Here is a 19,093-nt window from a genome sequence, read left to right as displayed (position 1 = left end):
AGACCCCGGCTTTGCGCCATCGAACAAACCGGTTGTAGCAGGTGGTGTAGGGGCCGTAGCGCTCCGGCACATCGGCCCAGGGCGAGCCGGTTCGGAAACGCCACAGGATGCCGTTGAGAACGCGACGGTCATCGACACGCGCCACGCCGCGAACCTTGGAAGGCAAGTTTGGCTGGATCACGCTCCATTCAAAATCGCTCAGTTCGTAACGACGCATTCAAGCCTCCAAAAGAAGCCTTGAATCAGAACACATCACAAAACGGTAGTCCGTTTATGAGTTTGCAGCCTAGTAGCTCCTAAAGGTTACGCCGCGAAAGAATCGCTGGCGCTCGCCTTTTTCGATGCGGTGCTTTCTTACGAGGATCTGGCATACGCCATTGCTTCTGAGGGAACGCCGCGCGCGGTCGACCGCTCGAACTTACTGACAAGGGCTGTCAGCCAAGCGCGGGCGGCTTATGCAATCGTTGCCAGCAAGGTAGTTGCAAGCCTGTGGGAACGAGTCTTCGATATAGCCAGTTTCGAGTTCCCTGAACTACGCATGAAGTCGCCAGGTGACAAGGGCTCGAATTCTTCGTGGATCATATTCAAGGCCAATTTACCCAAACGGATTACGATCGACTGGAAGGTTCTGAGAGGCACAGTCGGGCTATCGTTCTGGGCGGGTGCTGGTGTTAGGCAGACCGAATTGACTGAGTTGGCTCAGATAGGAAATCGAGCGTGGTGGAGAACGGAAGGGACATCTGCCATGATCGAGATTGATGTTGGGGCTCCAAATGAAAACTGGACCGAATTGAGCGATGATGAGGTCCGGAAGGCGTTGTTGGCCGCCAGCGCGCTCCTTGCATTTTATGATTGTCATAAGGCATCGATGAATGGTTAGCGGAAGCCTCGCCGGTTGCAAAAATGGCTCAGAATTCTTGGTGCCGGTGACGCTACTCCGCTTGCTTGGAGCCAATGCCGCAACAGAGCAGTGCTCTCCAGACAGGTTAAATGAGCGGAGGTCCTGATGCACATCCTCCAGGCTACGAAAACTTTGATCACCCGTTCCTCCTCGGTGGCAATCTTATAATGCCAAGAATTTGAGCCATTCTCGTGGGCGAGAGCCGGTAAGGTGCTTCTTGGCCTAGGTAACTCTTGTCGATAGTCGAAGCGCGTCAGCGGATCGCAGTGCCGGTATGGGCGCGATGTTGCAGCGCGGCGCATAGCGGAGGATGGATCGCCCCCGCGTGGAGGCGCGGGGCTGCGCTCGGTTGGGGTAAGGTGATCGAGGCGATGAGGCAGCCGATGCTGCGACCTTGCTTGAAATCTGCTTTTTGCATGGCAACGAAAGTGAATGGGACCAGGCCCCACAGAGGGATCGTTTCGACACCGGAAATGGGCAAGTGATTTAGGAGGCGAAATCCGAATGGCTTTTGACATTGTTGCAGACATACACGGCTATGCTGGAACATTAACTGATCTGCTGGCTAAGATGGACTACTCGGAGGGGGAGGAAGGTTGGAGCCACCCGGACCGACAGGTCATTTTTCTAGGCGATTTTGTGGACCGCGGGCCTCGTCAAGAAGAAACCTATCGTATCGTTCGCAAGATGATTGAGAATGGAAAAGCGTTGGCCGTAATGGGCAACCACGAATTCAACGCGACCGCTTGGATGATCGCTGATCCAACCAGCTCAGATAATTTTCTTCGCAGCCATAGTGCCAAAAACAGATCTCAGCACGCGTCCTTTCTGAACCAAGTTGTCGAGGGTAGCGCGCTCCATGCCGAGATGATTGCCTGGTTTTGGCAACTCCCCCTCTGGCTGGAACTCGACAAACTACTGGTAGTGCATGCTGCTTGGGACGAGAAAAAGATGAACTCACTTAAGCCGTTGCTGGCTCCAGGAAACAAACTAACTGCCTGCGTAATGCAACGTTATTGCGAAAAAAGCTCTGAAACTTATTACGCAATCGAGACCATCCTCAAAGGCGTGGAAGCGGATTTGCCACCGGGGGCTTCTTTCACGGACAAGGATGGGCACTCTCGAAGCCAAATACGGCTGAAATGGTGGGAAAGCGGCCCTTCTTCATACCGCGATGCAGCCCTTATGGCGGAGGCTGTTGTCCTAGGCCTTGCCGATGAACTCTTTCTAAATGATCCCCGGCAAGGCCATAGTGATCACAGGCCGGTCTTCATCGGGCACCACGCGCTATCTGGAACGCCAAAACTGACATCCGCAAAAGTCGCTTGCCTGGATTTTTCGGTGGTTAATAAGGACGGCTTCCTGTGCGCCTATAGGTGGAGCGGCGAGACCGAACTCCGGAAGGAAAACTTGCTCTCAGTTCCGGTTCGCGCTTGAACTGTTTCTCAGCTTTGGGCGAGTTCCCTGCTGGCTCCATTCTTACCACCGCTACTAGGGGGATCCATGGAAAGAGCTGCAAAGGAAGAAGGCACGTTTGCAACGAGTTTCACGGTCGGCGGCGTTCACTTTCGCTTCCTGGCCATAGACGGGGGGCCAGTCAGTTTCAGAGCCGTTGGAGGCGGAACATCCAGGAAGAGATACGAGAATGACGATCCTTTTTGGATGTTTGATGACGACGTAGATGACGTGCGTAACGTGCAAGCATCCGATTTCGAAGTGGGAGGCTATTTCGCGAACGCAGCGCCCGTTCTGCGAAAAGTCACTGAAATATTGGCCGACTGGATTCGTGCGGAGAGACCATACATGTTCCACTTTCACGCCACCGATGAGAAAAAACACATGTGCTATCAGAGGCTGATTGGGCGATATCTCCTATTTTTGACGGATCGATATGCCCATTATATGGATGGGGCCGAGTTCTTTTTCGTTCGGAAAGAGGACGTTCCGGTTGAACAGAAAGCGATAGGAAATGTGGTCAACTGACCTGCAGGAACTTACCCGCACCATGATCGCGGATCGTATGTCCGGGGTTGTCCCGCCCGGCAGCGAACTGCTGCACATGAAAAATGTGGCAGGCGCATTTGGCACGATAGATCTCGACTCCCTTCGCAGCGGCACCATCCGCGTCATCGACAAAGAGACGAATGAGGTTATTCAATACCCGACAGTTGCGAAACTTCTTGACGGCGGCTGGGCAGTGGACTGAGCGAAATTCTGACGGAGCTGACTGTGACCAGCAAATCATCCAAGGAGAAGCGACGTGCGATCCCTACATTTACCATCGCTGAACTCGAGGCAGAGGCCTGTTAGATCCTCACAGCTATCTACTGGACCCTGCACGTGCTGCAACCGCGGGGGTCGATCACCTCGTCATGGCAGCGCCCACCGGACCTTTTGGGGTTTTGGATGATCTCGGCCGTCGGCGTCCTTTGCAGGCTGTCCATTCCGAACTCGCTTCGGCGGCCGGCGCCGAGCGCTTCGAGGTCTTGGTCGATCATCCGGGCATTGCCGCTATCGCCTATCGTGCCGGCGGACATATCCGCATTATTGTTGCAAATCTCACACCGATAGACGTCAAGGTCTCGGTGCCGCCGGGAGCGCGGCTGGTTGGTGTGATTGGCAAGGATGCGAACTTGGCGAAGCCAGGTCATAATCAACCGACATTGAGATCATATCGGTCGATGGTCCTGCAGTGCCAACCAACAAGCTGAAGGATGTTCGCTGGACATATATGAGGTCTCTCAGCTCCTTTCGCTGGTCGTCACAACGTTACAAAATAATCTATAAGTCATTGAAATTGTTATAGTAATCCAGAGTTCAATCCTCTCTCGCAGCACCAGATTTCTCACAGACAACGCCAGCCCGTCACGATAATTCTCGTCTTTCCGGCACGGACAGGCGAATGAAGGCACAGTACGGCGCTCGAATCCGTGGATTGCCTATAGCGTTTGTTTCCTTTGCGCTGTCGGGGTGATCTATTGCCTCTGCCCATTTCGGGCATGGTGCCAAAGGCTGTAAATGCACATTGTCGAGGCCATCAAGAGCGATCTGTATCGCTATACGCACAGAAGCGACATCAGGGCATTGTGCCGGCAATACCTCACGAATCGAGGCTTCAACTACATGGTCTGGCACCGGCTCGCGCAGTCGGACAATTCCGCTGTGCGCCGGATAGCCCGTCTGTTGCTGTCGTTGAAGATGAGGAAATTCGGCATACAGATTCCGGCGGAGACCAGGATCGGCTTTGGCTTCTACATCGGCCATGGCGGCCCCTGCGTGATCCATCACACGGCCAGGATCGGCGACAATTGCAACATATCCCAATACGTGACGATCGGAGCAACGCTCGGCAAATCCGCGTCGATAGGGGACGAGGTTTATATCGGCCCCAGTGTCTGCATCGTCGAGGACGTGACGATCGGCAGCCATTGCCTTATCGGCGCGGGTGCCGTTGTCACCAGGGATATTCCTGCCGGGAGCACCGCGGTAGGGGTTCCCGCGCGGCCGATCGACAAGGCCCGGCAACACAATTTCATCACCAACCGATGGCCGCCTGAAGTATGAGCAACCGTACCGCGAGCGGCGCTCATGGCTGTGCGCCGATGACTTGCCGGGCGCCCGGGTCGAGGGCTAGATAAACGATCACAGGGGGAGGGTAACATGGCACTTCACCTTTCGGCGGATGCCCCGGTTTCGGCAGCAGCCACGCCACAGAAATATCTCTTTGGTCCGTTCATCGACTTTTTCATGCTTGGCGGCAGCGCGCTGCTGATCCTGCCGGTCCTGTATTTTGTGCCTCTAAGGTATGAAGCTGCCCTGACGCTGACGATGTTCTTGATCTCGCATCTCATAAACCAGCCGCATTTCGGTCATTCCTACCAGATCTTCTATCGTAATTTCGCGCGCAAGGTGCTCGGCGACGGCTACGGCAGGAGCCTCCAGATCCGCTATATCCTGGCGGGAATTGTCGTCCCGCTGGCCATGATTGCCTTCTTTGCCTATGGCTCGTTGACGGGGAATGCCCGCCTGCTCGGCAACGCAACCAACGCTATGGGCTTTTTCGTCGGCTGGCACTACGTCAAGCAAGGCTACGGCATGCTGATGGTGGACGCGGTGCTGAAGCGCAGATTCTTCAGCGATCAGGACAAGAAGGTGCTGCTGTTCAACGGCTATGCCGTGTGGCTTTTCGCATGGCTGCAGACGAATGTGGTGATCACCGAAAGACAGTTCTGGGGCCTTGAGTATTACACTTTCGCGGTCCCGCCATGGCTCATCACCATCGCCATGTCGATCGCTGCCGCCTCCTCGGCTGCTACCGCCGTGATGTTCATCAATCGATGGCGCAAGCACGGTGGGGCGCTCCCCTATAACGGCGTCGTCGCCTACATCGTGTCCCTCTATGCCTGGATCCTGTTCGTGACGCTGAACCCGCTCTGGCTGCTCGTGGTGCCGGCGCTCCATTCCTTGCAATACCTGGCTGTGGTCTGGCGCTACCAGACCAATGTCGAGCGCGATCGTGCGGATGCCATCGAGAGGCCGGGATTGAAGATCCTGTCCATGCTTGGACCGCTCTACAGGCTGCGCGTGCTGGCCTTCATCGTCGTCGGCGCACTTCTTGGAGCGCTGGGTTTCTGGCTGGTGCCAATGATGCTGATCGACCTGGTTCCCTACGACAAGCAGGTGCTCGGCTCGTCGCTTTTCCTGTTCATCGCCTGGATATTCATCAACGTGCACCACTACTTCCTGGACAATGTGATGTGGCGGCGCGGCAATCCGGAAGTCTCGAAATATCTGTTCCGTTGAAGCGATCGATTGAGTTCATTCCAGCCAGCCGCACTGCGGCAAGGCTCCGCGCGGACACGATTCATTAACCAAGATGCTGTTCATCGATAGGATGGGTTGTGGGCCCGGTGCCGTCGGCTCTTGGTCAAGCCTGCCCGGTCTGGCCTGCCCGGTCTGGCCTGCCCGGTCTGGCCTGCCCGGTCTGGCCTGCTTGTCGGGCCGAAGGCTTCAAAAAGAAGGCCCCGCATGCGGTGAAGACGTCAAATCGCCCGAAACAGAAACAATGTGCAAGGCATGAACGTGATTGAAAGCAAACAGAACGCGCCCGGGGCCTCCCATCGTTGGACATGGTCGTCGGCCATCGTTGCTGCGTTGCTTTGCCTGTGCGTCACCAGCGCGTCCGCCGAGACGCGCGCTTTGCGGATTCAACATCTCCATACGGGCGAGAAGGCCGAGATCGTCTTCAAGCGCAATGGGCGTTACGATCAGGCGGGGTTGAAGAAGATCAATTTCATGCTGCGCGACTGGCGCCGCAACGAGCCGACCCGAATGGATCCGCGCCTGCTCGACCTTGTCTGGCAGGCCTATCGTGCCAGCGGCTCGACGGGCTATATCCATGTGGTCAGCGCCTATCGCTCGCCGGCGACGAACGCCATGCTGCGCGGTCGCTCGAAGGGCGTGGCGCGGGAAAGCCAGCACATGGTTGGCCGCGCGATGGATTTCTTCCTGCCGGATGTGCCGCTGAAGAAGCTGCGCGATATCGGCCTCAGGATGCAGGGTGGTGGCGTCGGCTATTACCCGACCTCCGGTTCGCCCTTCATTCATATGGACGTCGGCAATGTGCGGCACTGGCCGGGCATCAGCCGCCAGGAGCTCGCCAGGGTCTTCCCGAACGGCAACACGCTGCATGTACCAAGCGACGGCAAACCGCTGCCTGGTTACGGGCAGGCGTTTGCCGCTTACAAATCGCGCAAGGCGGCCGGCACGCCCAACATTGAACTGGCAAGCGTCGACGGCGGCCAACGCAGGCCTGCTCGTGGCCTGCTGGCGACGCTTTTGGGCCGCGGCACGGACGAGGCGGATGATGTCGCCGATGCGGTGCCGGCGCCGCGCAAACCGGCCAAGTCCGTAGAGCCCAAGACGGCCGGACAGGGCATCGCCATCGTGCCGCCGGAGGCAGCCCAGCGGGCGGATGTTCAGATGGCTTCCGGGGGTTCGGCTGAAGAACCTTCATCTGCGCAGACGGAGAAGACGCCTGAAGCGATCGTCATGGCGATGGCGCCCAAGGCTGTGCCGTTGCCGGACTTCGCCCCGCGCGCCCAGTCCACGGCCGGCATTGTGACCGCGCAAACCGCACCGTTCGCGATAGAAAGCGCGTCCATGGCGCGGGCCGAATTGCCGACTGCCAAGCGAGCGCCAACCAATGCCGAAATGCTCCTGGGCAAGGCCGATGCCACTGCCGCGAGCGTCGCGCCGGAGATAGTGGCGCTCAACATCCCCTTGCCGACATGGCGGCCTGAAGGCCAGACGAGCCCGGCGCGTCAGCCGGAAGCAGCCAAATCCGCCGATGCTATCGGTGCCCTCCTGGCCATGCATCACCCTGACGGCGGTCTCGATGGACTGGCCGGCCAGCGAGTTGCCGTGCCTGCATCGAAACCCGAAGATCACGTCAGGACCAGCCCTAAGGCCGACCGTGTCCAGCCTCGGCTCGATCCCGAAACCGCCGCCGTCATTGTACCGGCCGTGTTGACAGGTCGAGGCATTGCCGGCGGAACCGGGTCAACAGCGCCTGTCGTGGCCGCCAATTTCATTCGCACGGCGCCGCAGAAGGTCTATCTCGATGGATTCCAGTCGCGAGGACAGACGTCGGATCACCGCCGCTTCACCGGCTCTGCGGTCAAGTTCCTGCCCATAGCCAGCTTCAAATAAGGGGGCTGACGCACTCGTTCGACCCGGCGTAGAACCCTGTTGCGCAACCACTACGCCACCGACCAGCCGCCATCGATCAGTATGTTAGCCCCGGTGATCAGCGACGCCGCCGGCGAGGCGAGGAACACGACGGTGCCCGCCACATCGATCGGGTCGCCGATGCGGCCGAGCGGAATGTGGCCGAGCACATGGGCATGAAATTCCGGTTCGGCCAGTGAAGGCCGCGTGCCGTCGGTCCAGATGAAGGTCGGCGCCACGCTGTTGACGGCGATCCTGTGCTGCGCCCATTCCGCCGCNAGGCAGCGTGTCAGATGGTTGATCGCCGCCTTGCTCATGCAGTAGATCGCCTCGCCCTTCAGCGTGACCGTGCCGGCCTGCGAGCTGATGTTGATGATGCGCCAGCTCCTCTCTCAAATTGCTGAAGCCCTTGACACGTAAGGTGCCGCGCCCCCTAATCGATTGTCACAGTCACTTTGTCGCTCCGAACAAGTGAAGGGTTTTCTAGTGCGATATCAGCTTACAACCGCTCTGGATTCTCAGGAGAGTTGGCCCTCTAGTAGCTAGATGGGGGCGCTTTTCCTGGTCGACAGGCCATATCCGCCAGACCGCTTTGTGCGCGGAGATCGCATTGGGTTTGGCGAGTCCATGGACAGAGATGATGCAGGGTGTACGCGAGAAAATGAAATGAACTGCTTTGCGCGCTGTCAAAGGGTCACAAGCTGGCTCAAACTGGGTGCCGATCCGTGGCTCCGTAAGCTCGGATTACAAACGCGATCTTCGGTTCTGACTCGTGACTTCTTTGAACTGGAAGGCAGTCCAAAAGACGTCAACCAGAAACAATTCTTAAAGCTGCTAGATTCGAATAAGATCGAAATTTCAGACCTAATATATAGGCCGGTCAGTTTGATATCGCCGTCATCGATATCGCGCTGGAGAATTAAAGAGAAGGTTTTTACTAACGTTAGCTTCTCAAAAACGAGTATAGAGCGTTTTGAATTCACAGACTGTAAATTTATTAGGTGTCTTTTTCTATTTACGCATTTTGACGACTGTCGTTTTAACAGATGCGAGTTTTTAGATTCGAATATGTCGCGCGTAGAATTTGAAAAAGTATACATAGAGCCATCTTCTTTCGAAAATTGTATAGTCGATTATAGATACGCAAATATAGCAATATATCTATACCAGGAGCTTCTGCGTAACGGCCGGAAGGAATCTCAACCAGACCACTCTGATGATGCTTTGTACATGTTTAGATTGTGGAAACGACGGTTTAGTACGCACTCTAACCGGGGTGGTTCGACTTGGAGGAAGACAATTAATTTCTTTTCAGATTTGCCAAGTTATATATTTCAAATATGTCTTGGGTACGGCGTTAGAATGAAGAATTTGGCGATGACAACGATTTTTGTACTCCTCGCATTCACAATTATAAACTGGCTTGCTAGATTCGAGTTAGGATTTACAGAGATGAAGTATACCAAGATAGAAGATATATGGGATGCTCTCTATTTCTCGATTGTTGTAATGACTACAGTCGGATTTGGGGATATTGTTCCTCATTCGGCAATTGGAAAGGTATTCGTTAGCTTCCAAGCCATTACCGGATTTTTCCTTTTTGCTACGTTTGCATCCATGATGTTCAGAAGATTTTCTCAGTAGGAACCTGGAATGACATCAATTTGCCTGTTTGGCTCGTGGGCGCGAAATACGGCGGATCAGTTCAGCGATAAAGATGTTTTAATCGTTGGGCTAACGCAGGAAGAGTGTGACTCCGTTGCATACAAATGGCGAACTTCCGGTTGGAGTGTGTCTTGTTTTACCGCCGACCATTTCCTCAAGATGGCATCAGCCGGTTCGCTTTTTGTTCAACACATCAAAATTGAGGGGAAAATTGTAGAAGATAGTGGGATCCTATCGGCTGCTCTGGATTGCTTTGCCCCAAGGTCAGACTACAGTAGGCAGTTAATCGATGCATTTGAACCCCTATCATGGATAGGAAGCACTCCACGTAGTTATTGGTCTCAGCTTTGCATAGCAGATATTCTTTACGTCATATGCCGAAACGCCGCAGTTGTAGCAAACGCCATCAGCCATCAATATATTTTTGAACACACACGACTCTTCGAATTTCTTGCAACTGAAGCCAAGCTGACTGATGAAGAATACGTATCCATAGCGCGACTCAGGTCCTTGAAGTGTGCATATCGCTCAAGGGATAGTGGGGTGACAATTCGAGATGATGTTGATCGTTCAGTAGCCTCGGCACTCAAAATTGCCAAGCATTTCGGAGATTTACATGCGACAGGTAGCAGGCCTTCAACTTGGCCGAACGGCTATCATGAGCTAAGGCGTTTTGAGCTATCGCTACTAGCCAAATACGATCCGAGAGAGCTTGACACCCAAATACCTGGTGATCAGTATTTCGAGATATGGCAACTAGTTTGTAACCCCGCTGACTACCCTAAACTGCGAAAATTTGCGTCCGAGCAGGGTGAACTTCGCTTGACTCAACTCTCCAATGAAAGCTTTCAATACAAAGAGGCACTCGTCAGCTCATTGAAAAGGTCGGAGGTGTAGGGCTATCGCAAATCTACTGATGTCAGTGGGCTGACGCAGACTCAGCGCGCTCAAGCCACCGACCAGCCGCCATCGACCAGTATGTTCGCCCCGGTGATCAGCGACGCCGCCGGCGAGGCGAGGAACACCACGGTACCCGCCACATCGATCGGGTCGCCGATGCGGCCGAGCGGAATGTGGCCGAGCACATGGGCATGAAATTCCGGTTCGGCGAGCGATGGCCGTGTGCCATCGGTCCAGATGAAGGTCGGCGCCACGCTGTTGACGGCGATCCTGTGCTGCGCCCATTCCGCCGCCAGGCAGCGTGTCAGATGGTTGATCGCCGCCTTGCTCATGCAGTAGATCGCCTCGCCCTTCAGCGTGACCGTGCCGGCCTGCGAGCTGATGTTGATGATGCGCCCACCTTTCTGCGCGATCATCAGCCTTCCCACTGCCTGGGTGGTGAAGAACGTGCCCTTGAGGTTGACGTTCACCGTCAGGTCGAAATCCTCCTCGGTGACGTCCTCGGCCAGGTTTTCCGGTCCAAGACCGACATTGTTGACCAGCACGTCGATGCGGCCGAAGGCGGCATGCGCGTCGGCGACACCCTTGCGCACCGTGGCGAGATCGGTTGCATCCATCTGCACGGCAAGCGCCCGCCGGCCGATGCGTTCGATCTCGGCGACAAGCTCCGCCCCGTCGGCCTTGCTGCGCACACCGACGATCATATCGGCGCCGGAGCCGGCGCAGGCCAATGCGCAGGCGCGGCCGATCCCGCGCGAGGCGCCGGTCACCAGCACCACTTTGCCGGCCAGATCGAATTTTGGTGTGAAGTCCGTCATCGCAACCTCCCCTGAAGCCTTTTTGGGGCCGCACCTGTCGACAGTACGCATCGGAACGGCCGTTTTGCCGAAGACTACCCGCTCACGGCGCGAAAACCAGCCGGCATCTGGCCAACTCGCGACAAGAACACCGTTTGTCCCGAGCCTTGCCACGCGCCGGCCATCATGATGCCATCTCCCTGGGGAAAATCGTATCTTGCGGGTTCCGGGGTGGGCGATGCGGCTTGGGCGAATGACAGTCGAAAGGGCGCGCATGTGCGTGGCATTTGCCGCGGCACTGGTGCTGTGCCTGTGCGTGTGGGATCCGGCTTACGCCGAGGAGCCGAAGGCGCTGAAAGGCGTCGCGCTCATCATCGGCCAGTCTGACTACAAGCATGTCGGCAAATTGCCCAATCCCGAAAACGATGCCCGTGCCATCGAAGCGATGTTCGGCAAGCTCGGCTTCGAAACGACCGTTGCCACCAACCGCGACGCACGCAAATTGCGGCGTGACCTAGAAGGCTTTGTCGACGATGCCGAAGGCGCCGATGTCGCCGTCATCTATTATTCCGGCCATGGCATCGAAGCCGGCGGCGAGAATTTCCTGGTCCCTGTCGATGCCGATCTCTCGGCGCTCGACAATGCTGGCGAGAAGCTGGTGCCGCTGTCCTCGATCGTCGCCGAACTGAAGGCCAAGGTGCCGGTCACCATCGTGTTGCTCGATGCCTGTCGCAACGATCCGTTTCCGCCGGGCACGCTGCTGAAGCTGGCGCCGGGCGATGACGGCAAGCCCATCGGCGCCGGCGGTCTCGGCGAAACGCGCAGCGTCGTTGCGCTGAAGACCACCGCGCCGGCCAACGGCTCGGCCGACGACAGCCTCGGCCAGGTCATCGGCTTTGCCGCCGAGCCCGGCAAGGTGGCGCTCGACGGTCCGGCCGACGGCAACAGCCCCTATGCGGCGGCGATCCTGCGCCACATCGACACGATGGGCGGCGAGGAATTCGGCACGGTGCTGCGCATGATCGGCGAGGAGGTTTACCTCAAGACCAATGGCCAGCAGCGGCCGTGGGTCAATGAGAGCCTGCGCCGGCTACTCTATTTCGGCACACCAGCCGAAGCCCCGAAGGGCGACGAGGGCGACATCCTCACCGAGCGCCGCAAGCTGCTGCTTACCATCTCGACGCTGCCCGATCCGGAACGCCGCCAGATCGAGACCATCTCGCGCGACGGCGGCGTGCCGATGGATACGCTCTATGCCATGCTGAAGACGCTCGGCACCGACACGCCGAAGGACCCGGCCGAGCTCGACAAATTGCTGCGCGGCCAGACCGAACGGCTGAAGCAGGTGCTGGCCGAGCAGGCGGCCCTGAAGAGCCAGGACCCGGAGATCGTCCGGCTGTCGAAACTGGCCGACCAGGCGGTGCGCGAAGGTGCGCTCGATGCAGCCCGGAAATTCCACGAGCAGGCCAAGGCGCGCGTCGGCGAATTGGCAAACACGGTCGACAAGGCCGAAGCCGATCTCAAGGCGCGCCGGCTGGAGTTTGCGGAAGTCTTCGCCTCAAGCGCGAAAACCTACGAACTGTCTTTCGACTATCTGAAGGCCGCACAGGACTACGCCAAGGCCTATGATGAAGCGGAGAAATGGAGTGACGAGGACGCCTGGTTCTACAAGGCAGCGGAAGCCGAAGCGCTTTCCAATCAGGGCACGTTTTCCGGCGACAACGCATTTCTGCTTCAGGCCGTCACCGCCTATGAAAAGAGCCTGACCTATGTGTCGCGTGAAAAGACGCCGCGGAAATGGGCAGCCACGCAGAACAATCTTGCCACCAATCTCTCCACGCTGGGTGAGCGCGAGGCCGGCCGCGAAAACCTCGACAAGGCGGCCGCCGCCTTCGAGCAGGCGCTGACGGTCTACACCCGCGAGGCCTATCCCGACGATTGGGCGTCCACCTCAGGCAATCTTGGCACGGTGTATTGGCGACTTGGCCAGCGCGAGACCGGTACGGCGCTGCTCGACAAGGCGGTCGCCACCTTCCGCGCGGCGCTGGAGGTGCAGGGATCGAAGAAGGTGCCGCTCGAATGGGCGGCGACTGAGAACAATCTTGGCATCGTGCTGTCTGAGCTCGGTGAGCGCGAGACGACCAGCGACAGTTTTCGCGCCGCCATCAAGGCGCATCGCGCCGCGTTGACGCAATACAGCCGTGAGCGCGTGCCGCTCGACTGGGCGTTGAGTGAGGTCAATCTCGGTGCGGCGCTGTTTCGCCTTGGCGCGCGCGAGAAGGATGTCGCGACGCTCGAGCAGTCGGTTGCCGCCTATCAGTCGGCGACGGAGGAAATGACTAGGGACCGAGCACCGGCGCAATGGGCGACGATCCAGAACAATATGAGCTCGGCGCTGGAGACGATCGGCGAGATCAATGGTGACATCCCGACGCTGCAGCATGCGAGCGAAGCCGCCGAAGCGGCGCTCACCGTGTGGACACGCGAACATGCGCCGGCAAGCTGGGCCAACGGCCAACTGACGCTCGGCAATGCCTTACAGCGTCTCGGCGTGAAGCAGGACGACACGGCGACGCTGCTCAAGTCGGTTTCCGCCTATGAGGCAGCACTCTCGGAATATCCGCGTGAAAAGCTGCCTCTCGACTGGGCCTCGCTGCAGCAGAATCTCGGCTCTGCCTATGCCTCGCTCGGCGATCGCGACACGGGAATCGACTATTTGCAGAAGTCCGCGACCGCGTATCGCAGCGCATCGGAAGTTTACACGGCCACGGCCGCGCCCACGGAGTTCGCTTCCATCGAGCACAGTCTCGGCAGTACGCTGTCGAGCTGGGGCGATCGCGCCGGCGACAAAGCGGTGCTCGAACAGGCGGTCGCCGCCTATGACGCCGCGCTCACTGTGCGGACCAAGGACAATGCCCCGAAAGATTGGGCGAAGACGCAGTACCGGCTGGGCGCGGCCCTTTCCATGCTGGGCAAATCCAGCGACGGCCCAACCGAAGCGCTGGAACGCTCGGTGACGGCCTATCGGGCGGCCCTCGAAGTGCAGACCCGCGACAGCGATCCCGACGCTTGGGCGGCAACGCAATGGGGGCTAGGTCATGTGCTTCTGGTGCTGGGCGACCGGGTGCAGGACGGCGCCGATTTCAAGCAGTCGGTGACAGCGCTCGAAGCGGCTTTGCCCTTCTATGATCTTGCCAGCGTGCCGCAGGATCATGCCCAACTGCAGAGCGATCTCGGCAGCGCCTATTACTACCTCGCCGGTGCAAGCAATGATCCGTCGCTCTATCAGAAGGCGGCGGCCGCGCATGAAGCAGCGCTTGCCGTCTATGCCGCGCTGCCGGACCGCACGCTGTGGGCCTCGGTCGAAAGCGATCTCGGCAATGCGCGTATGATGCAGGCGAGTGCTGCTTCCGATCCGGACATGATGGCGAAGTCGGTGCAGGCCTATGAGGCAGCGCTGACGGTGACGACCCGCGACAAGAATGCCGAGGACTGGACCCGCAATCAGTCCAATCTGGCGAGCGCGCTGTCGTCGCTGGGATATTGGCGCAACGATGTCGCCTTGCTGAAGCGTTCGGCCGGCATCTACCGCAGCATACAAAGTGTCCGCACCCGTGATCGTGCGCCTGAGCAATGGGCGCGCACGCAAGGCGATTTCGCCAGGGTGCTCAGCATGATTGGTGAGAAGGCGCCGGAACCCGCGGTGTTCGATGAGGCGATCGCCGTCAACCGGGCGCTGGCCGACGAGGTCGGCCGCGATCGCGATCCCGACCGTTGGGCGAGCCTGCAGAACGAGGTCGGCTATGCCTTGACGATGGCCGGCCGTTCGGAACACAACGTCGCCCGTTTCGAGGAGGCGGTGCCGATCCTGCGCGAGGCGATCGCCGTGCAGAAGAAGATCAATTCGGTGCCGGCCGTCGCCTTCACCGAAGACAGTCTTTGCGATGTGCTGACCGATCTGGGCACGGCCCGCAAGGACAAGGCGCTTGCCCAGGAGGCGATTGCGGCTTGCCAGGACGCGCTGGTCATCTTCAGGGATCGCAGGATGGACGATCTCACCGCCGGCTCCGAGAAGAACCTTGCCGAGGCACAAGCCTTGCTGGCCGACTTGCACTGACGCTGGAGCGCTGCGCCCCGGTCGACGATGCAACGTCGCGTGACAATGGTGAGCGCATATCATATATTGACATAAAGATATCCTTATGTGATGGGATAATGCCTGTCGCCAAAGGGATAAAAAATGTCGCAGAATTCTGCATCGCTGGATGCGTTGTTCGGCCCCGTCGCGACCAAGCCCGACGGCTCCGAAGTGCTTGCGGCGCTCACCGCGGCGGCGCGCGAACGTGTTCTCATTCTTGACGGCGCCATGGGCACGCAGATCCAGGGGCTTGGCTTCGACGAAGACCATTTTCGCGGCGAGGCCTTCGCCGGCTGCGCCTGCCATCAGCAGGGAAACAACGACCTGCTGATCCTGACGCAGCCCGGGGCGATCGAGGAGATCCACTACCAGTACGCGATATCAGGCGCCGACATCCTCGAGACCAACACCTTTTCATCGACCTCGATCGCCCAGGCCGATTATGGCATGGAGGATGCGGTCTATGCGCTGAACCGCGATGGTGCGCGTCTGGTCAGACGCGCCGCCATTCGTGCGGAGCAGGAAGACGGCAAGCGCCGTTTCGTCGCCGGCGCGCTGGGGCCGACCAACCGCACCGCCTCAATGTCGCCTGACGTCAACAATCCCGGCTATCGGGCGGTGACCTTCGACGAATTGCGGCTTGCCTATGGCGAGCAGCTGCGCGGCTTGATCGACGGCGGCGCCGACATCATCCTGATCGAGACCATCTTCGACACGCTGAACGCCAAGGCGGCGATCTTTGCCTGCAACGAGATCTTCATCGAGAAGGGCGCGCGCCTGCCGGTGATGATTTCCGGCACCATCACCGACCTTTCCGGCCGCACCCTGTCGGGCCAGACGCCGACGGCCTTCTGGCATTCGGTGCGTCATGCCAGCCCGTTCACCATCGGCCTCAACTGCGCGCTCGGCGCCAACGCCATGCGCGCGCACCTGGCCGAAATATCGGGTGCTGCCGACACCTTTGTCTGCGCCTATCCGAATGCCGGCCTGCCCAATGAATTCGGCCGCTACGACGAGAGCCCGGAATTCATGGCAGCGCAGATCGAGGACTTTGCACGCGAGGGGCTGGTCAATGTCGTCGGCGGCTGCTGCGGCTCGACGCCGGACCATATCCGGGCGATTGCCGAGGCGGTGAAGAAATATCCGCCGCGCGCCATTCCCGAGATCGAGCGCAAGATGCGCCTGTCCGGCCTGGAGCCATTCACGCTTACTGACGAAATCCCTTTCGTCAACGTCGGCGAGCGCACCAATGTCACCGGGTCGGCCAAGTTCCGAAAACTGATCACGGCGGGCGATTATGTTCCGGCACTCGACGTGGCGCGCGACCAGGTCGCCAATGGCGCCCAGATCATCGACATCAACATGGATGAAGGCCTGATCGATTCGAAGAAGGCGATGGTCGAGTATCTCAACCTGATCGCCGCCGAACCGGATATCGCGCGCGTACCGGTGATGGTCGACTCCTCGAAATGGGAGATTATCGAGGAGGGCCTGAAATGCGTGCAAGGCAAGCCGCTGGTCAATTCCATCTCGATGAAGGAAGGCGAGGAAGCCTTCCTGCATCATGCCCGACTGGTCCGAGCCTATGGCGCGGCCGTGGTCGTCATGGCCTTCGATGAGGCTGGCCAGGCCGACACCAAGGCGCGCAAGGTTGAGATATGCACCCGCGCCTACAAGCTTTTGACCGAACAGGCCGGCTTTCCGCCCGAGGACATCGTCTTCGACCCCAATGTCTTCGCGGTCGCCACCGGCATCGAGGAGCATGACAATTATGGCGTCGACTTCATCGAGGCCGCCGGCGAGATCACTTCGACGCTGCCGCATGTCCATATTTCCGGCGGCGTCTCGAACCTGTCCTTCTCGTTCCGTGGCAACGAGCCGGTGCGCGAGGCCATGCACGCGGTGTTCCTCTACCACGCCATCCAGCGAGGCATGGATATGGGCATCGTCAATGCCGGCCAGCTTGCCGTCTATGACACGATCGAGCCCGAGCTGCGCGAGGCTTGCGAGGATGTCGTGCTCAACCGCGCGCCCAAGGCCGGCGGCACCGCCACCGAGCGCATGCTGGAGATCGCCGAGCGCTTCAAGGGCACAGCCGGCAAGGAGGGCAAGGAGCGCGATCTCGCCTGGCGCGAATGGACGGTCGAGCAGCGGATTTCCCATGCGCTGGTCAACGGCATCACCGAATTCATCGACGCCGACACCGAGGAAGCGCGGCTCGCCGCCGAGCGGCCGCTGCATGTCATCGAAGGCCCGTTGATGGCCGGCATGAATGTCGTCGGCGACCTCTTCGGCGCGGGAAAGATGTTCCTGCCGCAAGTGGTGAAGTCGGCGCGGGTGATGAAGCAGGCGGTCGCGGGGTTGCTGCCGCATATGGAGGCTGAGAAACTGGCCAACGCCGCCAATGGCATCGACAATGGCGAGCGCCAGACGGCTGGAAAAATCCTGATGGCGACGGTGAAGGGCGATGTCCATGACATCGGCAAGAACATCGTCGGCGTGGTTTTGGCCTGCAACAATTACGAGATCATCGATCTTGGCGTCATGGTGCCAGCGGCGAAAATCCTGCAGACGGCGCGCGACAAACAAGTCGACATCATCGGCCTGTCCGGCCTGATCACGCCGTCGCTGGATGAGATGGTTCACATGGCCGCCGAGATGGAGCGCGAGGGTTTCGACATCCCGCTGCTGATCGGTGGCGCGACGACCAGCCGCGTGCATACAGCGGTGAAAATCCATCCGCGCTACAGCAAGGGGCAGACGGTCTACGTCACCGACGCCAGCCGGGCAGTGGGCGTCGTCTCCGCCTTGCTGTCGAACGATGCCAAGGCCGAGTATGTCGACGGGGTGCGAGCCGAGTACAAGAAAGTCGCCGACGGGCATGCCCGCTCCGAGGCCGACAAGCAGCGGCTGCCGCTGGCCAAAGCGAGGGCCAATGCGCACAAGGTCGACTGGCCTGCCTACCAGCCGCCGAAGCCGTCTTTCACAGGTGTAAAGGTGTTCGAGAACTGGGACCTCACGGAACTCGCTGGCTATATCGACTGGACGCCGTTCTTCCAGACCTGGGAGCTGAAGGGCCGCTATCCCAAGATCCTCGAGGATGAGGCACAAGGGCCTGCCGCGCGCCAGCTATTCGAGGATGCGCAGGCGATGCTGAAGAAGATTATTGCGGAAAAATGGTTCGCGCCGCGCGGCGTCATCGGCTTCTGGCCGGCCAATACCGTTGGCGACGACATCAGGCTGTTTACGAACGAGGGGCGCTCGCAGGAGCTGGCAACGTTCTTCACGTTGCGCCAGCAACTGACCAAGCGCGACGGCAAGGCCAATGTCGCCCTGTCGGATTTCGTAGCACCCGCCGAGAGCGGCAAGCCCGACTATATCGGCGGCTTCATCGTCACCGCCGGGATCGAGGAAGTGGCGATATCGGAGCGGTTCGAGCGGGCCAATGACGACTATTCCTCGATCATGGTCAAGGCGCTGGCCGACCGCTTCGCCGAAGCTTTTGCAGAGCGCATGCACGAAAAGGTGCGCAAGGAATTCTGGGGCTACGCATCAGACGAGAAGTTGGTGCCGGACGAGCTGATAGGCGAACCCTATCGCGGCATCCGCCCGGCACCCGGCTATCCCGCGCAGCCCGACCATACGGAGAAGGCGACGCTGTTCCGATTGCTCGACGGCGAGCGCAATGCCGGGGTGAGCCTCACGGAAAGTTATGCGATGTGGCCGGGCTCGTCAGTGTCCGGCATCTATCTCGCGCATCCCGAGAGCTATTACTTCGGCGTCGCCAAGGTCGAGCGCGACCAAGTCGAGGATTATGCCCGTCGCAAGGACATGCCGCTCGCCGAGGTCGAGCGCTGGCTCGGCCCGATCCTCAACTATGTGCCGGTGAATTATGCGGAGGCGGCGGAGTAGGATTGCAGTCCTTAAAAAAAATGCGCGGCTCTTGCATTTGCCGCCTTCTAT

14 protein-coding genes and 1 pseudogene are annotated in these 19,093 nt (G+C 59.0%); 12 read left to right on the top strand and 3 right to left on the bottom strand.

Annotation, left to right across the window (positions count from 1 at the left end):
• Window positions 1-217, bottom strand: a 217-nt coding sequence (locus tag A3A9_RS0133685; protein ID WP_027062510.1) for a transposase, incomplete at its 3' end; no start/stop codon positions are given.
• 129 nt (window positions 218-346) lie between these two features.
• Between A3A9_RS0133685 and A3A9_RS0133680 the strand changes: the two genes are divergently transcribed.
• The 8 genes from A3A9_RS0133680 to A3A9_RS0133645 all read left to right on the top strand — a co-directional run bounded on the left by A3A9_RS0133680 (window position 347) and on the right by A3A9_RS0133645 (window position 7,612).
• A complete protein-coding gene (locus tag A3A9_RS0133680) occupies window positions 347-880 on the top strand; it encodes a hypothetical protein (protein WP_027062509.1) in 534 nt (177 codons plus the stop codon).
• Between the two features lie 525 nt (window positions 881-1,405).
• Window positions 1,406-2,338, top strand: a complete 933-nt coding sequence (locus A3A9_RS0133675) for a metallophosphoesterase (RefSeq protein WP_027062508.1) — start codon at window positions 1,406-1,408, stop codon at window positions 2,336-2,338.
• A 66-nt stretch (window positions 2,339-2,404) separates the two neighbouring features.
• Complete coding sequence (locus tag A3A9_RS0133670; protein ID WP_027062507.1) at window positions 2,405-2,884, top strand: hypothetical protein; 480 nt, start codon at window positions 2,405-2,407, stop codon at window positions 2,882-2,884.
• Window positions 2,885-2,906: 22 nt separating this feature from the next.
• On the top strand, window positions 2,907-3,107 hold the full coding sequence (locus A3A9_RS0133665; RefSeq protein ID WP_027062506.1) for a hypothetical protein: 201 nt from the start codon (window positions 2,907-2,909) through the stop codon (window positions 3,105-3,107).
• Window positions 3,108-3,273: 166 nt separating this feature from the next.
• Window positions 3,274-3,612 carry a hypothetical protein gene (locus A3A9_RS44425; protein ID WP_152536241.1) on the top strand — a complete coding sequence of 113 codons (339 nt, stop codon included), beginning with the start codon at window positions 3,274-3,276 and terminating at the stop codon, window positions 3,610-3,612.
• 307 nt (window positions 3,613-3,919) lie between these two features.
• Entirely contained in the window at window positions 3,920-4,465 is a 546-nt protein-coding gene (locus tag A3A9_RS0133655) for a serine O-acetyltransferase (protein ID WP_027062504.1), read from the top strand.
• 96 nt (window positions 4,466-4,561) lie between these two features.
• Window positions 4,562-5,704 (top strand): hypothetical protein, encoded by a 1,143-nt coding sequence (locus A3A9_RS0133650; protein WP_027062503.1) that lies wholly within the window; start codon window positions 4,562-4,564, stop codon window positions 5,702-5,704.
• A gap of 273 nt (window positions 5,705-5,977) precedes the next feature.
• Window positions 5,978-7,612, top strand: coding sequence for a DUF882 domain-containing protein (locus tag A3A9_RS0133645; RefSeq protein ID WP_027062502.1), 1,635 nt, complete (start codon window positions 5,978-5,980; stop codon window positions 7,610-7,612).
• Window positions 7,613-7,662: 50 nt separating this feature from the next.
• On the opposite strand, the pseudogene A3A9_RS40215 reads toward A3A9_RS0133645, so the two are convergent.
• Window positions 7,663-8,010: pseudogene (locus A3A9_RS40215) on the bottom strand (SDR family NAD(P)-dependent oxidoreductase); the annotation flags it as partial.
• Between the two features lie 166 nt (window positions 8,011-8,176).
• On the opposite strand from A3A9_RS40215, the gene A3A9_RS46410 reads away from it, so the two are divergent.
• Together A3A9_RS46410 and A3A9_RS44420 are read left to right on the top strand one after the other, a co-directional pair.
• Entirely contained in the window at window positions 8,177-9,274 is a 1,098-nt protein-coding gene (locus A3A9_RS46410) for an ion channel (RefSeq protein WP_082222346.1), read from the top strand.
• A gap of 9 nt (window positions 9,275-9,283) precedes the next feature.
• Entirely contained in the window at window positions 9,284-10,192 is a 909-nt protein-coding gene (locus tag A3A9_RS44420; RefSeq protein ID WP_152536240.1) for a hypothetical protein, read from the top strand.
• Between the two features lie 50 nt (window positions 10,193-10,242).
• Here A3A9_RS44420 and A3A9_RS0133630 read toward each other — a convergent pair whose 3' ends face one another.
• Window positions 10,243-11,013, bottom strand: coding sequence for an SDR family NAD(P)-dependent oxidoreductase (locus A3A9_RS0133630; RefSeq protein WP_027062501.1), 771 nt, complete (start codon window positions 11,011-11,013; stop codon window positions 10,243-10,245).
• 232 nt (window positions 11,014-11,245) lie between these two features.
• On the opposite strand from A3A9_RS0133630, the gene A3A9_RS40205 reads away from it, so the two are divergent.
• Both A3A9_RS40205 and metH read left to right on the top strand, forming a co-directional pair.
• Window positions 11,246-15,109, top strand: a complete 3,864-nt coding sequence (locus A3A9_RS40205; protein WP_051371403.1) for a caspase family protein — start codon at window positions 11,246-11,248, stop codon at window positions 15,107-15,109.
• A gap of 123 nt (window positions 15,110-15,232) precedes the next feature.
• A complete protein-coding gene (gene metH, locus A3A9_RS0133620; RefSeq protein WP_027062500.1) occupies window positions 15,233-19,042 on the top strand; it encodes a methionine synthase in 3,810 nt (1,269 codons plus the stop codon).
• The last annotated feature ends 51 nt before the right edge of the window (window positions 19,043-19,093 follow it).

The sequence above is a fragment of the Mesorhizobium loti CJ3sym genome (genome assembly GCF_000472785.1).
GTDB classification, from domain to species: domain Bacteria; phylum Pseudomonadota; class Alphaproteobacteria; order Rhizobiales; family Rhizobiaceae; genus Mesorhizobium; species Mesorhizobium loti_E.
Note: the sequence above shows the minus strand (reverse complement) of the source record. Positions and strands in the feature narration are given on the sequence as shown.

What these genes read in the sequence shown, in the direction of transcription:
- A3A9_RS0133655 (WP_027062504.1), top strand. Translation starts at nt 3,920, where the DNA reads ATGCACATTGTCGAGGCCATCAAGAGCGATCTGTATCGCTATACGCAC.
- A3A9_RS0133670 (WP_027062507.1), top strand. Translation starts at nt 2,405, where the DNA reads ATGGAAAGAGCTGCAAAGGAAGAAGGCACGTTTGCAACGAGTTTCACG.
- A3A9_RS0133665 (WP_027062506.1), top strand. Translation starts at nt 2,907, where the DNA reads ATGATCGCGGATCGTATGTCCGGGGTTGTCCCGCCCGGCAGCGAACTG.
- A3A9_RS46410 (WP_082222346.1), top strand. Translation starts at nt 8,177, where the DNA reads ATGGGGGCGCTTTTCCTGGTCGACAGGCCATATCCGCCAGACCGCTTT.
- A3A9_RS0133630 (WP_027062501.1), bottom strand. Translation starts at nt 11,013, where the DNA reads ATGACGGACTTCACACCAAAATTCGATCTGGCCGGCAAAGTGGTGCTG.
- A3A9_RS0133650 (WP_027062503.1), top strand. Translation starts at nt 4,562, where the DNA reads ATGGCACTTCACCTTTCGGCGGATGCCCCGGTTTCGGCAGCAGCCACG.
- A3A9_RS0133675 (WP_027062508.1), top strand. Translation starts at nt 1,406, where the DNA reads ATGGCTTTTGACATTGTTGCAGACATACACGGCTATGCTGGAACATTA.
- A3A9_RS44420 (WP_152536240.1), top strand. Translation starts at nt 9,284, where the DNA reads ATGACATCAATTTGCCTGTTTGGCTCGTGGGCGCGAAATACGGCGGAT.
- metH (WP_027062500.1), top strand. Translation starts at nt 15,233, where the DNA reads ATGTCGCAGAATTCTGCATCGCTGGATGCGTTGTTCGGCCCCGTCGCG.
- A3A9_RS40205 (WP_051371403.1), top strand. Translation starts at nt 11,246, where the DNA reads ATGACAGTCGAAAGGGCGCGCATGTGCGTGGCATTTGCCGCGGCACTG.
- A3A9_RS0133645 (WP_027062502.1), top strand. Translation starts at nt 5,978, where the DNA reads ATGAACGTGATTGAAAGCAAACAGAACGCGCCCGGGGCCTCCCATCGT.
- A3A9_RS44425 (WP_152536241.1), top strand. Translation starts at nt 3,274, where the DNA reads ATGGCAGCGCCCACCGGACCTTTTGGGGTTTTGGATGATCTCGGCCGT.